Annotated in this window: 18 protein-coding genes; 1 reads left to right on the top strand and 17 read right to left on the bottom strand. The window is 55.5% G+C overall.

What is annotated here, in order from left to right; all coding sequences use genetic code 11:
• Nucleotides 1-10: 10 nt before the first annotated feature.
• The 4 genes from cyoE to ACWWD9_RS07890 are packed head-to-tail and all read right to left on the bottom strand — an operon-like array spanning nt 11 to nt 3,274.
• Nucleotides 11-916: a heme o synthase gene (gene cyoE, locus ACWWD9_RS07905; protein WP_013442064.1), complete on the bottom strand. Its 906-nt coding sequence runs from the start codon at nt 914-916 to the stop codon at nt 11-13.
• Nucleotide 917: 1 nt separating this feature from the next.
• Nucleotides 918-1,922 carry a COX15/CtaA family protein gene (locus ACWWD9_RS07900; protein WP_455866682.1) on the bottom strand — a complete coding sequence of 335 codons (1,005 nt, stop codon included), beginning with the start codon at nt 1,920-1,922 and terminating at the stop codon, nt 918-920.
• A 3-nt stretch (nt 1,923-1,925) separates the two neighbouring features.
• Nucleotides 1,926-2,588, bottom strand: a complete 663-nt coding sequence (locus ACWWD9_RS07895; protein ID WP_455866681.1) for an SCO family protein — start codon at nt 2,586-2,588, stop codon at nt 1,926-1,928.
• On the bottom strand, nt 2,585-3,274 hold the full coding sequence (locus ACWWD9_RS07890) for an SURF1 family protein (protein ID WP_455866680.1): 690 nt from the start codon (nt 3,272-3,274) through the stop codon (nt 2,585-2,587). The genes ACWWD9_RS07895 and ACWWD9_RS07890 overlap by 4 nt, the downstream gene beginning before the upstream one ends.
• Nucleotides 3,275-3,401: 127 nt before the next feature.
• Here ACWWD9_RS07890 and ACWWD9_RS07885 point away from each other — a divergent pair, with 127 nt between their 5' ends.
• The gene (locus ACWWD9_RS07885) at nt 3,402-3,596 is read left to right on the top strand and encodes a twin transmembrane helix small protein (protein ID WP_013442068.1); all 195 of its coding nucleotides are present in this window, start codon (nt 3,402-3,404) and stop codon (nt 3,594-3,596) included.
• A 25-nt stretch (nt 3,597-3,621) separates the two neighbouring features.
• Here the strand turns inward: ACWWD9_RS07885 and ACWWD9_RS07880 are convergent, their stop codons facing one another.
• From ACWWD9_RS07880 to ACWWD9_RS07820, 13 genes are all read right to left on the bottom strand, one after another.
• Complete coding sequence (locus tag ACWWD9_RS07880) at nt 3,622-4,500, bottom strand: cytochrome c oxidase subunit 3 (protein ID WP_013442069.1); 879 nt, start codon at nt 4,498-4,500, stop codon at nt 3,622-3,624.
• A 96-nt stretch (nt 4,501-4,596) separates the two neighbouring features.
• Complete coding sequence (locus tag ACWWD9_RS07875) at nt 4,597-5,139, bottom strand: cytochrome c oxidase assembly protein (RefSeq protein WP_159355728.1); 543 nt, start codon at nt 5,137-5,139, stop codon at nt 4,597-4,599.
• Between the two features lie 128 nt (nt 5,140-5,267).
• Complete coding sequence (ctaD, locus tag ACWWD9_RS07870; RefSeq protein WP_013442072.1) at nt 5,268-6,860, bottom strand: cytochrome c oxidase subunit I; 1,593 nt, start codon at nt 6,858-6,860, stop codon at nt 5,268-5,270.
• Nucleotides 6,861-6,901: 41 nt separating this feature from the next.
• A complete protein-coding gene (coxB, locus tag ACWWD9_RS07865) occupies nt 6,902-8,071 on the bottom strand; it encodes a cytochrome c oxidase subunit II (protein ID WP_015829957.1) in 1,170 nt (389 codons plus the stop codon).
• Nucleotides 8,072-8,087: 16 nt separating this feature from the next.
• Nucleotides 8,088-8,552, bottom strand: coding sequence for a DUF2244 domain-containing protein (locus ACWWD9_RS07860; RefSeq protein ID WP_041362124.1), 465 nt, complete (start codon nt 8,550-8,552; stop codon nt 8,088-8,090).
• Between the two features lie 224 nt (nt 8,553-8,776).
• Nucleotides 8,777-9,367, bottom strand: coding sequence for a Yip1 family protein (locus tag ACWWD9_RS07855; protein WP_013442076.1), 591 nt, complete (start codon nt 9,365-9,367; stop codon nt 8,777-8,779).
• A gap of 252 nt (nt 9,368-9,619) precedes the next feature.
• Nucleotides 9,620-10,840, bottom strand: coding sequence for an ABC transporter permease (locus ACWWD9_RS07850; protein ID WP_013442077.1), 1,221 nt, complete (start codon nt 10,838-10,840; stop codon nt 9,620-9,622).
• Nucleotides 10,833-11,552 carry an ABC transporter ATP-binding protein gene (locus ACWWD9_RS07845; protein ID WP_455866679.1) on the bottom strand — a complete coding sequence of 240 codons (720 nt, stop codon included), beginning with the start codon at nt 11,550-11,552 and terminating at the stop codon, nt 10,833-10,835. The genes ACWWD9_RS07850 and ACWWD9_RS07845 overlap by 8 nt, the downstream gene beginning before the upstream one ends.
• Before the next feature lie 2 nt (nt 11,553-11,554).
• Nucleotides 11,555-12,790: an efflux RND transporter periplasmic adaptor subunit gene (locus ACWWD9_RS07840; protein WP_013442079.1), complete on the bottom strand. Its 1,236-nt coding sequence runs from the start codon at nt 12,788-12,790 to the stop codon at nt 11,555-11,557.
• Between the two features lie 37 nt (nt 12,791-12,827).
• Entirely contained in the window at nt 12,828-14,285 is a 1,458-nt protein-coding gene (locus tag ACWWD9_RS07835; protein WP_455866678.1) for a TolC family protein, read from the bottom strand.
• 185 nt (nt 14,286-14,470) lie between these two features.
• On the bottom strand, nt 14,471-16,066 hold the full coding sequence (locus ACWWD9_RS07830) for an ABC-F family ATPase (RefSeq protein WP_013442081.1): 1,596 nt from the start codon (nt 16,064-16,066) through the stop codon (nt 14,471-14,473).
• A 126-nt stretch (nt 16,067-16,192) separates the two neighbouring features.
• Nucleotides 16,193-16,795: a nitroreductase family protein gene (locus tag ACWWD9_RS07825; RefSeq protein ID WP_041362125.1), complete on the bottom strand. Its 603-nt coding sequence runs from the start codon at nt 16,793-16,795 to the stop codon at nt 16,193-16,195.
• Between the two features lies 1 nt (nt 16,796).
• Nucleotides 16,797-17,300, bottom strand: coding sequence for a GreA/GreB family elongation factor (locus ACWWD9_RS07820; RefSeq protein WP_455866677.1), 504 nt, complete (start codon nt 17,298-17,300; stop codon nt 16,797-16,799).
• Nucleotides 17,301-17,621: the final 321 nt, after the last annotated feature.

Here is a 17,621-nt window from a genome sequence, read left to right as displayed (position 1 = left end):
CACAGGTAATTTACCATTCTAGCATCCAGTAATGATCGAGCATCAGCGCGGCAAACAGCAGCGTCAGATAGGTGATCGAATAACGGAACGTACGCTTGGCAAGTGCATCCGAGTAATCCGCATACAGCGCCACCACATACACCATGAACACCAGATTGAGCACCAGCGCCGAGATGAGGTAGATCAGGTGGCTCATACCCATGCTGTAGGGGATGAAGGTGATGGTGACCAGGATGATGGTGTAAAGCACGATATGCAGCAGGGTGAATTGCACCCCATGCGTGACTGGCAGCATGGGAATGCCTACCTTGGCGTACTCTTCGCGGCGATACAGCGCCAGTGCCCAGAAGTGCGGGGGCGTCCAGGCAAAGATAATCAGGAACATGATAAGCGCTTCATGCGAGACCACATTGTTAATGGCGGCCCAGCCCAGAATCGGCGGCATGGCGCCAGATGCACCGCCGATGACAATGTTGAGTGGCGTGGCGGGCTTGAGAAACACGGTATAGATCACGGCGTAACCGAGTAATGTGCCGAAGGTCAGCCACATGGTCAGCGGGTTCACCATGGCATATAGCAGGCTCAGTCCGGCGAAACCCAGCAAGGTGGCCAATACCAGAGTTTGCCGCGTGCTGACCTGACCGGTGGGCAGTGGTCGGTGTCGGGTGCGGGCCATGCGGGCGTCGATCTTTTGCTCAATGATGCAATTAAAGGCCGCCGCAGCGCCAGATGTCATGGCGATACCGAGTGTGGCGGCAATGAGTATATCCAGCGGTGGCAGATGCGGTGTGGCCATGAACATGCCTATCATGGCGGTGAACACAATCAGCGCACTCACGCGCGGCTTGCACATCATGAAGAAGCTTCGCAGGCTGACGCGGATTTCCTGGATATTCAATGCGATAGCATGGGCCATGTCATGTCTCCTCAGGCTGTTTGAGTGGGGTGATGGTGGAATTGAGCACAACCAGCGTGCTTAACAGCAAAGCCGCAAATACGTTATGGCTGACGGCCAGCACCAAGGGCAGCCGCAGCAATACATTGGCAATACCCAGGCTGATCTGGCAGACCAGCAAAAGCAGCAGCACCAGCGCGATGTTTGTCAGCGTGCCTTTATTCAGCAGGCTGAGTGCCAGCGTGCCGCAAACAATCAGCGTAAGCAGGGCGCCCAGGCGGTGTGTCCACTGGATGGTCACCAGTGCATCCGCTGACAATGCGCTGCCATCCGGCCCCTGGCCGAGCTCGCGCAATACATGGTAGGCATCTGCATAGTTGAGTGTGGGTATCCAGCTGCCCTGGCAAGCAGGGAAATCCGTACACGCCAGCGCGGCATAGTTGGCGCTGGTCCAGCCGCCGAGAATGATCTGCAGCAACACCACGATTAGTGCAATCCTGATCCAGACGTGATGCGTGGATGTGACTTGCGAACTGGCGATGCGCCCCCAATGCCGGTGTGCCATCCATACCAGCAGTGCGAGGGTCAACATGCCACCCAGCAAATGCGCAGATACTACCGCTGGCTTCAGCAGCAAGGTCACGGTCCACATGCCCAGCATGGCTTGCAGCGCTACCAGGGCAGTCGTCAAGGTGGGTAGCCAGGGCGAGATTGCCAAATAAAGTCGGCCGCGCCAGCCCAGCACGCACAGCGCCAATATCACCAGCCCCAACGTGCCTGCCAGGTAGCGATGCAGCATTTCTTTCCAGGCCTTGTGCTGTTCCAGCGGCTTGTCCGGATAGGCGCTGGCGGCTGCCGCGACATCGGCCGGGTGTTGCGGCACGCTTAATTGCCCATAGCAGCCAGGCCAGTCCGGGCAGCCCAGCCCGGCATCTGACAGCCGAACGTAGGCGCCGAGGCCAACCACGGTGAGCGCCAGCAGCGGAGCCAGCAATATCAGGCGTTTAAACCAAAGCGCGGCGGCCATGCTTTACCCCGCCCAGGCATAGTTGAGCAAGCGGGCGATATCGGCCCGAATATCCCCAGGCGCCAGGCTTGCGGGGAAATACATCATCAGGTTCGCCAGCGGGTCCACCAGGTAAATGGTGTTGTTATCAGTGACTGGCGACTCATGAGTTGCTAATGGGTCTCCCGCGATCTGGAAGTGCTGCGCGTAAGCCTGAACTTCGCTGGAAGGCGCGTGCAGAATGATCAGGTCGGGGTAGCGTTCCTGCATCGTCTGCAGATGGGTGTCGCTGGAAATCAGGATGCGCTGCACCCTACCCATGTTTTTATCCATGGAAACATGTATTTGCCGCATGAGATGCAAGCGCTCTTCGCATGCCTCGCGGCATGGCCCGGTAACGTAGACCATGCTCCATTTGTCGCGCCACAGATTGGCTGGCACGGCAGCCCCGCGCATATCCTCTATGCCAGCAGGGGGCGGCAACAGTTTCAATGGCGAGACCAGGGTGCCATGGCTACGACCATTCGGATGCCAGTCCAAGCCATACATGGCGGCCACCACCAGCAGCGGCAGGGCAAAAAACACCAGCATCCCAAGCAGCATCTTGCGGCCTTGGGGCCACGATGAGGCGGGGCCGGTGGCAGCAGGGGATAAGGAAGAATCGAGCGAAGACTTGGCCATGGTCATGAGGCTGGTTTTTCTTGTGGTGGGGTTGGTGAATTGGCGGGCACAATACTGAGATAAACATAAATGGCCAAGGCTGCAAATGCAAAGCCAAGCCATTGATAGGCATAACTTAAATGCATGCCAATGCGCTCTGCCGGTTGCGGCCAGTCGCGGTCAAATCCACCGGCCTGGCTATCGGCATCAAGCCGGACGATGACGGGGTTGATGGCAAACGGTACCAGGGCGGCGTAGCGTTGCATGTCCATGTTTTGCCACACGGCATCCCAGTGTTTGGGATCGCTTTTTCCCAGCGTGTAATAGCGGGTGGACGGCACCCATACTTGCCCGGTGACGCGTTGCGGCCCGGTGGGCGTGGTTATGGTTGGCAATTCACGATGCTCGGGCATGGCTGGCACCCAGCCGCGGTTTACCAGCACGTATTGCTGAGTATTGTGTATGCGTAATGGCGTGATGACATGGTAGCCCGCCAGTTCATGGCTGACCTGATTGTCCAGGAATACCTGGTAGCGCGGCTCGTATTCACCTTCAACGGTAACGCGGCGATAACGCCAGGCCTCGGCGTTATTCAACTGCATGGGCAGAGGGCTGGGCTCGGCATGAAGGTATTGTGAGTACAAGGCCTGCAATGCCTGTTTTTGCTGGGCTTTATCGTATTGCCACAGGCCAAGTTTGATGCATATCGCCATGCAGAAAAGAGTGATCAATGCGCCGGGAATGCGCGGAGAAAAACGATAACGCTGCCTTGTTTTTATTGGAAATTGCAAAATAAGCTGACCCCATCCATACTGATTAAAACCTGACCTGGACATCGCCATGTTGATTAAGCTCGCTATCGTTGTCATGCTGGTACTTATCGTTGGCAGCCTGTTTTACGCCTTGTTTTCAATGGTGAGAAACAAGGGACAAGGGCAGGCCACCATCAAGGCGCTTACTTTGCGCATTGCCCTTTCCCTGGGTTTGTTTCTCTTGCTGATGCTGGGGTTTTATACCGGCGTGATAGGGCATTAACCCGGCCGGTATAAAACCCGGCCTATTAAAGCCAGTAAACAAACACGAACAGCCCCAGCCACACCACATCCACAAAGTGCCAGTACCAGGCAACGCCTTCAAAGCCGAAGTGATGCTCTGGCGTAAAGTGCCCCTTGATGCTGCGCAGCCAGATCACGATCAGCATGAGTGTCCCCAGCGTGACGTGAAATCCGTGAAATCCGGTCAGCATGAAAAAGGTGCTGCCATAGACACCGGCGCCCAGCGTCAGCCCCAACTCGGTATAGGCATGGTGATATTCGAAGGCCTGCAGGCTGATAAACGCCAAGCCCAACACAATAGTGAAAAACAAGCCCCATACCAGCTGCCGGCGGTTGTTTTTGAGCAGGCCCCAATGCGCCCAGGTGACGGTGACGCCGGAACTGAGCAGTATCAGCGTGTTGATGGCAGGAATGCCCCATGCGCCCATGGGGGTGAATTGTGCTGGCTGATATTCGCGCCCCAGCACATGCCCGCCCGGCCCGGCGGAAGGCCAGGTGGCGACAAAATCCTTGTACATGGTAAAGGCCGGGTCAAAGCTTGCGAGCTCAGGCACCGAGATAATGCGTGCGAAAAACAGCGCCCCAAAAAACGCGGCAAAAAAGGCAATCTCGGAGCAAATGAAGGCGATCATGCCCCAGCGGAACGACTTGTCCTCCCATGTGCGGTACATGCCGCTCTGGCTTTCGGCAATGATTTTGGCAAACCAGCGGAAGATCATGCTGAGCATGAGCACCAGGCCCAGCAGCATCAGCCACTTGCCCGCGGCATAGCTGTTGGTGCTGAAGATAAAGCCCATGGTGAGCAGCAATAGCCCGCTGGACAAGACCACCGGATAAAGGCTGGGGGTCGGGACAAAGTATTTGTCATGCGTTTGAGTGGACATCCATATGCTCCTGTTAGCCAGATGATGCAAATGTTATTGGTTTGATTAATCCTTCTGCTTCAATGCTGATGCCTTTTCTGTACTGTTTCGGTGCTGCTATTTGATTGCACTGTAAAACGCATACGACAGGGTGAGGGCTTTTACATCATCCGGAATGTCGGGACTGACATAAAAGCGCAAAGGCATTTCACGGGATTCGCCCGCCTTCAGATCCTGTCGCTGAAAACAAAAACACTCGATTTTCTTAAAATACTCTGATGCCTTGCCCGGGCTGACGCTGGGGACAGCCTGCCCGGCGACGGTTTCATTGGCCATGTTGCGGGCAATGAAGGTCACGGTTTCTATCTTGCCTGGATGCACGCGTATGCTGGATTGCACCGGGTGAAAGCTCCATGCAAGCCCCGGCATGACATTGCTCGTGAAGCTCACTTCCACCCAGCGCGTGGTATCCACCCGCGATTGCGCGCTCACCGCCACATTTTCTGTCTTGCCATTGAGGCCGGTGACGCGGCAAAGCACGTCGTATAGCGGCACCAAGCCGTAGGCGAAGGCGAGTGCCATCGCCACAATGACCAGCAGCTTGTAGCCGAGCTGGCGATTAAGCTGGCTGAGGCTGGCAATCGCGCTTATCTTTTCCATAGCATCCACATGCCCAGGGCGTACCAGAACAGGGCAACGGCCGCCAGCAGCAGCGCAATCAAGCGGTTGCGGCGACGTTTGTCCTCGGCGTTTTTCATATCGTTTGCCATGGGAATAAGCGACATGGCTTAGCGGATAACCGGTTGTTCATTGAAGGTGTGATAGGGCGGGGGCGATGGCAATGTCCACTCCAGTCCGTTGGAGCCTTCCCACACCTTGTCGGTGGCTTTTTTGCCGCCGCGCGCGCAACTCACGATGTTGTATACAAACAGCAGCTGCGTGAGCCCCAGGGTAAACGCCGCAATCGAGGAGATCATGTTGAACTCCGAGAACTGCAGGGCGTAATCCGGAATGCGGCGTGGCATGCCTGCCAACCCCAGAAAAAACTGTGGAATGAAGGTGAGGTTGAACGAAATCGCCGTCAGCCAGAAATGCAGCTTGCCCAGCTTTTCGTTGTACATGTGGCCGGTCATTTTCGGCAGCCAGTAGTACACGCCGGCCATGATGCCCATGATGCCGCCTGCAAACAGTGTGTAGTGGAAATGCGCCACCACGAAATAGGTGTGGTGGTATTGCGCATCCGCCGCCACATCCGCCAGTACCAGGCCGGTGAGGCCACCGATGCCAAACAGGATGATCCAGCCGATGGCAAACAGCATGGGGGTTTCAAAGGTCATGGAGCCACGCCAGATGGTGGCGATCCAGCAGTAAAACAGTACCGCCAATGGCAGGGAAATCGCCATCGTGCTGTACATGAAGTACAGCAGCGCCGGCACAGGCATGCCCGCGGTGAAGAAATGGTGCGCCCATACCACGACCGAGAGAATACCGATGGCACAGAGCGAATACACCTGCGCCTTGTAACCATAGATAGGCTTGCGAGCAAAGGTGGAAAGGATCTGTGGAATAAAGCCCCACACAGGTAGCAGCAGGATATACACCTCAGGATGGCCAAAGAACCAGAACAGATGCTGGAACAGGATAGGGTCGCCACCGCCAGCGGCATCAAAGAAGTGGGTGCCGAAGTGGCGGTCGGTCAGCAGCATGGTGACGGCCCCTGCCAGCACAGGAATGGTGGCGATGAGCAGGAAAGCGGTGATCAGCCAGCCCCAGGCAAAGAGCGGCAGTTTCATCAGTGTCATGCCGGGCGCGCGCATATTGAAAATGGTAACAATGATGTTGATCGAGCCCATCACCGATGAAATCCCCAGCAAGTGCACGGCGAAAATCGCAAAATCCACGCCTATGCCACCTTGTACCGAGAGCGGTGCATAAAAGGTCCAGCCCGTGGCAATCGCGCCATCGCCTATGCCAAACAAGGCCAGGGTAAAGGGCAGCGTAAGCAGGATGGCAGCCGGAGGCAGAAGCCAGAAACCCCAGTTGTTGAGGCGGGGCAGGGCCATATCCGGCGCGCCTATCTGTAAAGGCAACATCCAGTTGGCGAAGCCAGTGGCCGCGGGCATGAGCGCCGCAAAAATCATCACCAGGGCATGCACGCCGATCAGCTGGTTATAGAACTCGGGATGCATGAGCTGAAGGCCCGGCTGAAACAGCTCGGCGCGTACCGCCATGATCATCGCCCCGCCCACCATGAACATGATGAGCGAGAAGGTGAGGTACATGGTGCCTATGTCTTTGTGGTTGGTGGTGGTCAGCCAGCGCAGCATTCCGCTTGGATGATCGTGATGTTCTTCATGGTCGACTGTGGTGCTGTAACTCATTTTCGAACTCCTTTAAATCCTTGATGCAGATGGGATATGGCTTAACGCATGGCCTTTACTTGAGCGGGCTGCAACATATCGCCCACACTATTGCCCAGCGCATTGCGCTCGTAGGTGATCACGGAAGCAATTTCGGTATCGTTCAAAATGCCTTTCCAGGCGGGCATGACGCCCTTGCCATTCATCACCCGGTCAAGATGCCCGTCTTTGACCATCTTGTTGTCCTTGTCCAGGATCGGGCCAGTGGCAATCTTGCTGCCCGTCAGGGCCGGGAAGGCGGGTGGCAGGCCTTGGCCGCCTACCTGATGGCAAACAGCGCAGTTTTTCTCGTAGATGCCCTTGCCATTGGCAATCAGGTCTTCTTTGGTCCATTCCTTGTCAGCGCCCGCGGCGGCGGCTTGCAGCTCGGCTTTTTTGCTGGTGGCCCAGGCATTGAAATCCTGCTCGTTTTTGGCAATGACCACCGCAGGCATAAAGCCATGGCCTTTGCCGCAGAGCTCCTTGCATTGACCACGGAAGGTGCCTGGCTCCTCGATCTTGACCCAGGTCTCGCGCAGGAAGCCCGGAATGGCATCGCGCGCCGCGCCAAAGGCCGGAATCCACCAGTTGTGGATGACATCGCTGGAGGTGAGCAGGACACGTACTTTCTTGTCGGTGGGGAGGACCAGCGGGTTGTCTACCTCCAGCAGATACTCCGGATTTTTGGCAGCCTGGTTATTGATCTGCTCCTGGGGGGTGGTCATGTTGCTGACAAAGCTGATGCCTTTGGCCGGGCCATCCATGTATTCGTATTGCCAGCGCCACTGCGAGCCGGTGACCTTGATCACCATGTCGGCGTCGGTGCGGGTATCTTCCATGGCCACTACGCTATGAAACGCGGGGATGCCCATCAGGATGAAGTCGATGTAAAGCAGGATGGCAAATGGCACCAAGGTCCAGAAAAGCTGCGCGCGGGTGCTGGGGCCAGTAAAGCCGGCGGGCTGGTAATCGCGGCTTTTGCGATGCATGACGATGGAGTAGATCATGATGCCCAGCACCACAACGAAGATCACCATGACGATAATCATGAACTTGTTGTGTACCTGCAGGGTGTCCAGCGCCATCGGTGTGACAGGTTTTGGAAAATTCCACGCGTAGTCCGCGTGTGCTGTCAGGGGCAAAAGAGCGCCCAGTAAACATTGCCAGATTCTTGTTATGCGTAACCTTGCCATGCCTGCTCCCATTGGATTAGCGACCATATTGAATGGCTTGCTGTAGTTGGTGGGCGAGTTCCAGGCGTTGCTCATTGTTCATGAAGCGGTGCCCGAGCTCGACTTCCTTTCCATGCGATCGGACAAACAGCGCCTGCTCGCCATAAGGCCGGTTGCGCAGCTGGACCTGGGCCCAGTAACGCTGCATGACGATTTGGCGGTGCGTATGGATGTCGTGTTTTTCAATCGCGAGGTGGGTTTCGTTGATCACGATGGATTCATAGTCTGCTGCATGCCGGTGGATGAAGTAGAACGCATAAGCGACAGCGATCAGTTCAAGTCCGGCAAAGGGCAAGACCAGCCATGCACCAGCCATGGTGAATACAAGCGCGATAACGAGGGAGAGGAGAGCGATGGACGCAACAACGCTTAACTTGCCCTTGAGGGACAAGGCGCAGTTGGGACGTGCAATAAAGCTTACTTCTACAAAGTTCGATGCCATCTTGCTTCTCCTCAAATTACCCCGTTTCTGACGAACGGTTTTTGATGCGAAGACTACTTGGACGATCTTGAAACTTGTAAAACGTATAACCTTGATTGACTTGCCTGATCCGTATTCAAGTGAGACATTTGAATGCGAATGAGGGCGAGTCTACATAAAAAATTCCAGCTTGCGTAGCCCTGTGAAGAAAAAGCCGCAGGACTCAGCTCAAAAAAACAGCGGGTTTAATTCACCAGCAGATTCTGGATGCTGCCCCAGACCACCAGCGTGCATATCATCAAAAACCCCCATGCAATAACGCCTGCCATGAAAACGGCACCGAAAAACAGGGCGGATTGTCCGCTGTCGCGGATATTGAAAATAGTGGGAATCCCGAAATAAATAAATCCGGCGGAAGCCATCATCGCCAGCGAGGCGATGGCCAGATTGACGTAAATATCAGGCACCAGCAAAAAGATGGGCGCCATCCAGAGTGGCGTGGGGGCTACTGCCGCCAGGATAAAGCTTTCGCGATACGTCGGATGAATGTCGGCTACTTCTGCCAGCTGCCGGACGATGCTAGCCATGATGGGCACGACCACGAGTTGCACAATGAAAAAGGCAATCGACACCAGTAACAGCTTGTTGCCGGGCATGAGCTCGAGAAATGCAAAGCTATGAGCGGAGCCCGCGATATAGAGCATGGCCGCGGGAATCAGGGAAAATGGAATAACGTGTAACAGGTAAAGCCGGTGTATGGATGGTTGGCCTTGGAGCAGAGATTGCCAGCCAGCCACGGGGGCGAAAAACAACTTGAATAACGTCAGCGGATGCATCTTGTATCCTCCTGCGCAGTTGATGGGAATACCCGTGCGTTGCACTATACGCCTAACTGAGCGGTGAAAGAAAGCATTCCGATCAACAGCTTGCGAGGATTAAGCTAAGTCATTGAAAATACTGATCTGTATAAATTTTGTTTAATGATCGGTAAAAGTGCCGTTTGACGCATGCGTAAAATGCTCGGGATGCCTTGCATGCGTCTGCATGCAAGGCCGATGAAATGTGACGAACGTCGGTGAAAATGTCGGTTATTGAAAGCGCAGTGCTTCGATCGGGTTCAGCTGTGCTGCTTTGCGTGCAGGGTAGAATCCGAAAAAGACGCCGACGCTAGCGGCGACAATAAAAGCGGTGAGAATTGACTGGCTGGAGACAACAATCGGAGCCTGGGTAATGTGGCTGACGAGGAGTGCACCTCCGACGCCAATGCCGATGCCAATCAGGCAGCCGACAATAGAAATCACAATGGCTTCCAGCAAAAACTGCATCAAAATATCCCGCTCACGTGCGCCTATCGCCATGCGAATGCCGATTTCACGAGTGCGTTCGGTTACGGATACCAGCATGATGTTCATAATGCCAATACCGCCCACGAGAAGGGATACCGAGGCAATAGCACCCAGCAGCAGAGACATGGTTTTGGTGGTTTCCGCTGCCGAGTTGGCAAGCGCAGTGAGGTTACGCACGGAAAAATCGTTATCCATGCCTTCGCGTATGCGATGACGTTGACGCAGCAGACTGTTGAGGCTGTCTTCTACCATGGGCATGACTTTATCCGAGTCTGCCTGCACGATAATCTGGCGCACACTGCCTGAGAATTGCGCCCCAAATACCCGTCTTTGCGAGGTGGTGAGCGGGATGATGATGGTGTCATCCTGATCACGACCATCCAGGCTTTGTCCCTTGTTATCCAGTACGCCCAAAATGATAAACGGGCTATCCTTGATGCGTATGGTCTTGCCGACCGGGTCGTCATCGCCGAAGAGATTCTGCACCACGGTTTTGCCGATAAGCGCGACGCGAGTAGCCGAGCGGATATCGGAATCTGAAAATACATAGCCGTCGCTCAGATTCCATGAGCGCACATCCAGATAGCTCGGCGTCGTGCCGATAATGCTGGTGTTCCAGTTGTTCCCGGCATAAATCACCTGGGCGCTGCCCATGTTGATCGGGGCCACATTGCTCACGCCTTCCAGATCCTCCATGGCGGCAGCATCCTTGACGTTGAGCGATGGCGCGTTGCCTGTCGCGGAGCGGGCGCCGCCCATATTTGGGGGCCCGGCCAGCACGATAAAGAGATTGCTGCCCATGGACTGGATGGATTTCTTGACCGCTTGTTCTGCTCCCTGGCCAATCGCCATCATGAGTACCACTGCACCCACGCCGATCACCATGCCCAGCATGGTGAGAAAGGTCCGCAGGCGATTGGCGCCCATGGCATGCCAGGCTTCTCCCAGCATGGCGCTAAACATGAGGCGCTCCTTTCACGGCAATCGGCGCTGTCCGGGTGTCTTCCACAATCTTGCCATCCAGGAATCGCACCTGGCGGCTGGCGTGCTCGGCAATGTCGGGCTCATGGGTGACCAGGACGATGGTAATGCCTTCGCGGTTAAGCTCGCCAAACAAAGCCATGATTTCTTCACTGGTTTTGCTGTCGAGGTTGCCGGTGGGTTCATCAGCCAAAATCAGGCTGGGGCGATTGATCAGGGCGCGTGCGATGGCGACGCGTTGCTGCTGGCCACCGGAAATCTGGTTGGGATGCGAGTTCACATGATTCGCCAGGCCAACTTTTTCAAGCAAGACCCGGGCGCGGGCATGCCGCTCGGGTTTGTCTATTCCGGCGTAGACCAGGGGCAGGGCGACATTGTCCAGCAGGCTGGAACGCGCCAGCAGATTGAAGCCCTGGAAAACAAAACCTATGGTGTGGTTGCGGACTTTAGCCAGACGATCCCCCTGCAGACGCGCCACCGGCTGGTCATTCAACATGTATTCGCCGCTGCTGGGTTGATCCAGGCAGCCCAGGATATTCATGAAGGTGGATTTGCCGGAGCCCGACGGGCCCATGATGGCCACAAAGTCGCCTGCATCTATTTCCAGGTTAACCTCCTTCAGCACTGGGAATTTTCCGGCGGCGGTCTGGTAATCCTTGTAGAGGTTTTTTACCTCGATCACATGGCCAGGCATGGCTAGAACATCCGCATCTTGGGGCCGGGCGAATTTTGCTGCGGCATGTTTTGCCCTTGCAGATCGCCCACAATGACCTTGTCGCCCGGCTTCAGATGACGGCTCCTGATTTCGGTGACTTTGCCATCGGTGATGCCAAGCAGGACATTGACGGCCTCGGGTTTGTCCCCATTCAGCACATATACCTTGCCTTTGGCCATGTCGCCGCGCGGTTTTTTGCCATCTGGACCACCGCGATGCTTGCGCTCGCCCGGGCCTTTGCCACCATCCGGTCTTGCGCCATCCGGCGGCATGTTGCCGGCATCGTCATCATCGAGTTTGGGCTTGTAGCGCAGGGCCGCATTCGGTACCAGCATGACATTGTCGTGCTTGGCGACGCCGATATTCACGTAAGCGGTCATGCCCGGCAGTAGTGTTTGATCTGGGTTATCGACCGAAATGACCACGTTGTAGGTGACCACGTTGGAGGTTGTCGTGGGGTTGAGGCGCAGCTGTTTGACTACGCCTTCAAAATTGCGGTTAGGGAAAGCATCTACCGCAAATTTCGCGGCCTGACCTTCCTTGATGTTGCCGATGTCCGCCTCCGCAAAGCTGGTGTTGATCTGCATCTTGGACAGATCCTGCGCAATGGTGATCAGCGTCGGGGTTTGCAGACTTGCGGCCACGGTTTGGCCGACGTCAACAGCGCGATCCACGACTACGCCGGAGACCGGGGAGCGGATGATGGAGTAACCCAAATTGGTCTGGTCACGCCGCAACTGTGCCTGGATGGTGTACAGGTTAGCCTGGGCAGATTTCAGCGCCTGCACGGCCTGATCAAGCTCTTGGCGGGATACATACTCCTGCTGGAACAGCGAACGTATGCGGGCTTCATTGGCCTTGGCGAGATCCAACGATGCCTGGGCATTGCGGACATTGCCCTCTGATTGCGCAATCTGGGCGGAGAAAAGCGCATCGTCCAGCTCCAGCAATACCTGGCCTTTTTCCACCTTGTCATTGAAATCCACATACAGCTTGCTGATACGGCCTGACACCTGCGTACCGACGTTTACCAGCGTCACCGGGTTCAGCGTGCCGTTGGCGGAGACGGACTGCTCCACATCGCCCTGGGTTACTTCCTTGAAGCGATAAAGCTCATCGGGTTTGGGTTGATGGCTTTTGTCATAAAAATAATAGCCGCCACCTGCTACCGCAAGCAGTACCAGGCTAAGTCCGATTTTTTTAAAGGAAGTACTCATGAGCGTGCTTTCAGCATAAATGCATGCATAAGATGGATTATGGATTGTTCTGGTCTGGCAGGGTCTGGATCATGGCGTTGTCCAGCACCCCAACAGCTTGCGCCAGCGTTGCCCGTGCCACATTGCCATTCAGATAGGCCTGTATCAATTGCTGCTTGGCTGATGCTAGCGCACTCTGGGCATTCAGGGTGTCGATGATGTTGCCCACGCCTGCCTTGTAGCGACCCAGGGCGACGCGGGATGACTCTTCGGCGCTTTGCACCAGCACTTGGGCGGCAATCACCGATTCATTGGCGGTGCGCAGATTCTGGTAGGCGTTCCACACATCCAGCGAGATTTGCAGACGGATGCGATCGCGCTGCGCTGCCCGCACTTCGCGCGTGGCTTCGGCGGAGCGTATGCGATAGGTCGGCGCATAGCCGCTGAATAATGGAATGGAAACCGTGAGGCCCAAGGTTGAGGTGTTGGCAGAAGTAAGGCTGCTGCCATCTTGCTGGCTATTGCTCATGGCAATCGAAACTGTAGGCTTGGCGGCGGCTTTTGACGCGTCAATGCTGGCTTGCGCCGCTTTTACCTGCGCCTCGCTCGCCATCAGGTCGGGACGGCGATTGCGGGCTTGTTCGATCAGGGCGTCAATATCATCACTCACCGGCTGCAGGGTGGAGTAGTTGGTATTGTTGACCAGTCGAATCGGCTGATTGGCCTGTATCCCCATGACATTGGCCAGCGTGCCGTAGGCGGTTTTCAGATTGCCTTCGGCCGTAATACGGGAGAGGGTGGCCTGGGCATATGCGGTTTGTGCCTGCAGTTTATCGGCAGGCGTGGCAACACCGGCCTTGTAGCGGGCATCCGCGGCCTTGAAGCTTTCTTCGCTGGCACGCTCGGCTTCGCGGCTGGCATCCAGCGCGGCAATGTTGGCTTGCACCTGATAATAGGCCTGCACGGCAGATAACAGGAGCGTCTGCACGGTGACATCCTGGGTGGCGCTGGCCGCCTGCAGTAGCTGACGGGCGCTTTCCAGCGTGGCATCGCGATTGCCAAAGTCATACAGCAGGTAAGACGCCACAATACTGTTGCTCAGGTTGCTGTAGGGGTTATTGCGTGTGGCCAGTTCAGGGCTGGTTACGTTGATATTGGTGCCTACGGTATCCGTAACGCTGGGCAGGTAAGCCGAGCGGGCAATGCCTACCTGGGCTGCCTGCACGCGCGCGTTGGCCCAGGCTTCCCGGGTTTGCGGGTTGTTGCACAGTGTCGCATCCGCCACTTCGCCCAGGGTGAGTGCATTTTGCAGATTGGGGGCAGCGCATGCGGTATTGCCTGCATAACCACTGGGGATCGCAGCAGGCACGGTCACATCAAGCGGATTGCCATCTTTGTACCAGATGGAACTCTCAGCCTGTGCGGGCAGGGCGGTTGTGAGGGAGATCAGGCTTAGGCAGATTGGCAGTGCAGCATATGGCGAGGCGGTAAAACCGGATCGTGCAAGGGGCGACATGTGATCTGTTACTTTCAGCGCTTTATGGTGATTGGACACAATTATCGCTGATATGGACGTAAAGGCGCGTAAGCGGTTCAAAAAATGCTAATCATTTTACAAAAATTAACAGGCCATTGAATAACAGCGGTGAGGCTGCCATGCAATGGCCTGATTTAGCTCGTTTTTTAAGTGAGATTAAATGCTTATTCGACGCCCTGGCTTGCCAGGTAGTCTTCGTAATTGCCGGTGTAATCGCTGATGCCATCGGCCTTGATTTCGATGATGCGGGTCGCCAGCGAACTCACAAATTCACGGTCATGGCTCACGAAAAACAGTGTGCCCTTGTACTTGTCCAGCGCGGTATTCAGCGCTTCGATGGATTCCATGTCCATGTGATTGGTCGGTTCATCCATCAGCAAGACATTGGTGCGGGCCAGCATCAGTTTGCCGTAGAGCATGCGGCCTTTTTCACCACCGGAAAGTACCTTGACTGACTTCTTGGTATCTTCCCCAGAGAACAACAGGCGGCCAAGCATGCTGCGTACCGAGTTGTCATCGTCACCTTCCTGGGTGAACTGGGACATCCAGTCGAACAGGTTGAGGTCTTTTTCAAACTCGTATTCGTGATCTTGTGCAAAGTAGCCGAGCTTGGCTTTCTCTGCCCATTTCACTTCGCCATGGTTAGGCTGCAGATCGCCTGCCAGACAGCGCAGCAAGGTGGTTTTACCAATGCCGTTTTCACCAATGATCGCCACTTTTTCGCCTGCTTCAAAAATCAGGTCGATGTCATTGAACAGGGGACGGTCAAAGCCATGGCTGAGCTTTTTCAGCTCAACAGCGTTACGGTGCAGTTTTTCGCGATCATCGTATTCAAAACGGATGAAGGGATACTGACGGCTGGATGGCTTGAATTCCTCAATCTTGATCTTGTCGATCTGCTTGGCGCGGCTGGTGGCTTGCTTGGCCTTGGAGGCGTTGGCCGAGAAGCGGCGAACGAATTCCTGCAGGTCGGCGATCTGCTGTTTGGCCTTGGCATTGTCCTTGGCCTGCTGTGCACGGGCCTGGGCTGAGGCTTCCATGTAGTCGTCATAGTTGCCGGGGTAAACCGTCAGCTTGGCGTAATCCATGTCGGCAGTATGCGTACATACCTGATTCAGGAAATGTCGATCGTGCGAAATGATGATCATGGTGCAGTCACGATTGTTCAGCACATCTTCCAGCCAGCGGATGGTGTTGATATCCAGGTTGTTGGTCGGTTCATCCAGCAGCAGGATGTCAGGGTTTGCAAACAGCGCCTGTACCAGCAGCACACGCAGTTTCCAGCCCGGAGCCACTGCGCTCATTGGCCCGGTGTGTTGCTCGATGGGGATGCCCACACCCAGCAGCAGCTCGCCTGCGCGTGCTTCGGCGGTATAGCCGTCATATTCGGCGTAGACACCTTCCAGTTCGGCCGCCCGCATGTAGTCTTCTTCGGTGGCTTCCGGGTTCATGTAGATTTCGTTCTTTTCTACATTCGCCTTCCACATCTGCTCATGGCCCATCATCACCACATCGATGACGCGCTGGTCTTCGTAGGCAAACTGGTCCTGACGCAGAAAGGCCATGCGTTCATTGCTATCCAGCGAGATATTGCCCGCAGTAGGCTCCAGCACACCGGCCAGTATCTTCATAAAGGTCGATTTTCCGCAGCCATTGGCTCCGATCAGACCGTAGCGGTTACCGTCGCCAAACTTGACGGAGACATTTTCAAACAGTGGCTTGGCGCCAAACTGCATGGTGATATTGTTTGCTATAAGCATTACGTATACGTCCAGAAAGTTGAATCTTTTTTAATTCATTATTTATTTAATAAACAAGGAATTGAGTAATTTTATTAATGTGTTTTATTGCTATATTGTTCGTGCTGCGAGTGCATGTGCAGCGACTTAAAACGTGTCGCGGATAACTACCTCGTTCATGGGCAGCTGACCGCCACGTGGCCATGGTTCCTTGATGCCCTTGCCAATCGCCACAAACATGGCAGGCACATGGTCGGCAGGCAGTTTCAGCAGTTTGGCCACCGCATCAAAATCAAAGCCATCCATGGGACAGCTGTCGTAGCCCATTTCCTTGGCCGCCAGCATCAGCGTCATGGCAGCCATGCCGCATGAGCGCATGCCTTCATCACGTTGCACCTGCTCCTTGCCAGCATAATATTGACCAATGGCAGGTACCAGATAATTCCTCACCGCTTCCGGCGCATTGGCCCAGTAACGCTCAGGCTGCTTGCTCCAGGATTGCAGATCCGCCACCAGAACGACCAGCAAGGAAGCATCGGTCACCTGCGCCTGATCCCAGCTGGCTGCGCGCACCTGCTTGCGCAGCTCGGGGGATTGCACCAATACAAAACGCCAGTTCTGAATATTGAATGCAGTCGGGGAGAGCAATGCCAGCGACATCAGCTGTTCGATCTCGGCTTCGCTCATCGTATGTTCCGGGTCGAATGCCTTGATCGAGCGACGGGTTTCAATGGCTTGGCTTACGTTCATGCTATTCCCCATAATGGATATCAATAATTTCAAGTTCGAGATTGCCGGCAGGCCGTTGCCATGTGACAACCTCACCTCGCTTATGACCGATCAAAGCCCGCGCCAGGGGTGAAATCCAGCTCACCTTGTTCTGTGCAATGTCTGCCTCATCCTCACCAACAATCTGGAAAACTTGGCGTTGACCTTCGTCGTCTTCTACATGCACATGAGCGCCAAACAGCACCTGTTCACGAGACTGCTGCGTCGGATCGACGATGATAGCGGCTTCCAGTCTTGCTTCAAGATAACGCAAATCGCGATTAATCATGCTCAGACGCTGTTGGGCCGTTGGATCGTCCTTGCGCGCTGATAGCGTTGTGCGCTCTTTTTCCAAGGCTTGCATATCATGCTGTAACAGGTGCAAGCCATGTGGCGTTACATAATTCGGGTGCTGGCTTACCGGACGCTCCGGCACATCCGTGCCAGCATGCTCCAGATCATCCTCTTTAACGAAGCCGCGGCTCAACGCAAGCCTCTTTGCATCATGCTGGCTACAGCCAGCCATTCTAACTGATTCATCCCGCCTATAGCGCTTGGTGCAGGTGCGCTACCACTCGCTACGCGAGCGGAGCCTACTCCTCCCTTCGAAAGCCGGGCCTCATTCACGGTGGTCGGTTCATTTCCCATCACGTTTCGGCCCGTAGCGCTTTCTGCGGGGTCGCTACCACTCGCTACGCGAGTGGAGCCTACTCCTCCCTTCGAAAGCCGGGCCTCATTCACGGTGGTCGGTTCATTTCCCATCACGTTTCGGCCCGTAGCGCTTTCTGCGGGGTCGCTACCACTCGCT

This window comes from Methylovorus sp. SPW-M1 (assembly GCF_053848825.1).
This window is presented reverse-complemented; position numbering and strand designations above follow the sequence as displayed.

Bases quoted from the DNA above. Each gene is read 5' to 3' on its own strand.
- ACWWD9_RS07840 (WP_013442079.1), bottom strand. From the start codon at position 12,790: ATGAGTACTTCCTTTAAAAAAATCGGACTTAGCCTGGTACTGCTTGCG.
- ACWWD9_RS07855 (WP_013442076.1), bottom strand. From the start codon at position 9,367: ATGCATCCGCTGACGTTATTCAAGTTGTTTTTCGCCCCCGTGGCTGGC.
- ACWWD9_RS07895 (WP_455866681.1), bottom strand. From the start codon at position 2,588: ATGACCATGGCCAAGTCTTCGCTCGATTCTTCCTTATCCCCTGCTGCC.
- ACWWD9_RS07890 (WP_455866680.1), bottom strand. From the start codon at position 3,274: ATGGCGATATGCATCAAACTTGGCCTGTGGCAATACGATAAAGCCCAG.
- ACWWD9_RS07900 (WP_455866682.1), bottom strand. From the start codon at position 1,922: ATGGCCGCCGCGCTTTGGTTTAAACGCCTGATATTGCTGGCTCCGCTG.
- cyoE (WP_013442064.1), bottom strand. From the start codon at position 916: ATGGCCCATGCTATCGCATTGAATATCCAGGAAATCCGCGTCAGCCTG.
- ACWWD9_RS07830 (WP_013442081.1), bottom strand. From the start codon at position 16,066: ATGCTTATAGCAAACAATATCACCATGCAGTTTGGCGCCAAGCCACTG.
- ACWWD9_RS07850 (WP_013442077.1), bottom strand. From the start codon at position 10,840: ATGTTTAGCGCCATGCTGGGAGAAGCCTGGCATGCCATGGGCGCCAAT.
- coxB (WP_015829957.1), bottom strand. From the start codon at position 8,071: ATGGCAAGGTTACGCATAACAAGAATCTGGCAATGTTTACTGGGCGCT.
- ACWWD9_RS07835 (WP_455866678.1), bottom strand. From the start codon at position 14,285: ATGTCGCCCCTTGCACGATCCGGTTTTACCGCCTCGCCATATGCTGCA.
- ACWWD9_RS07860 (WP_041362124.1), bottom strand. From the start codon at position 8,552: ATGGCATCGAACTTTGTAGAAGTAAGCTTTATTGCACGTCCCAACTGC.
- ACWWD9_RS07885 (WP_013442068.1), top strand. From the start codon at position 3,402: ATGTTGATTAAGCTCGCTATCGTTGTCATGCTGGTACTTATCGTTGGC.
- ACWWD9_RS07825 (WP_041362125.1), bottom strand. From the start codon at position 16,795: ATGAACGTAAGCCAAGCCATTGAAACCCGTCGCTCGATCAAGGCATTC.
- ctaD (WP_013442072.1), bottom strand. From the start codon at position 6,860: ATGAGTTACAGCACCACAGTCGACCATGAAGAACATCACGATCATCCA.
- ACWWD9_RS07875 (WP_159355728.1), bottom strand. From the start codon at position 5,139: ATGGAAAAGATAAGCGCGATTGCCAGCCTCAGCCAGCTTAATCGCCAG.
- ACWWD9_RS07845 (WP_455866679.1), bottom strand. From the start codon at position 11,552: ATGCCTGGCCATGTGATCGAGGTAAAAAACCTCTACAAGGATTACCAG.
- ACWWD9_RS07880 (WP_013442069.1), bottom strand. From the start codon at position 4,500: ATGTCCACTCAAACGCATGACAAATACTTTGTCCCGACCCCCAGCCTT.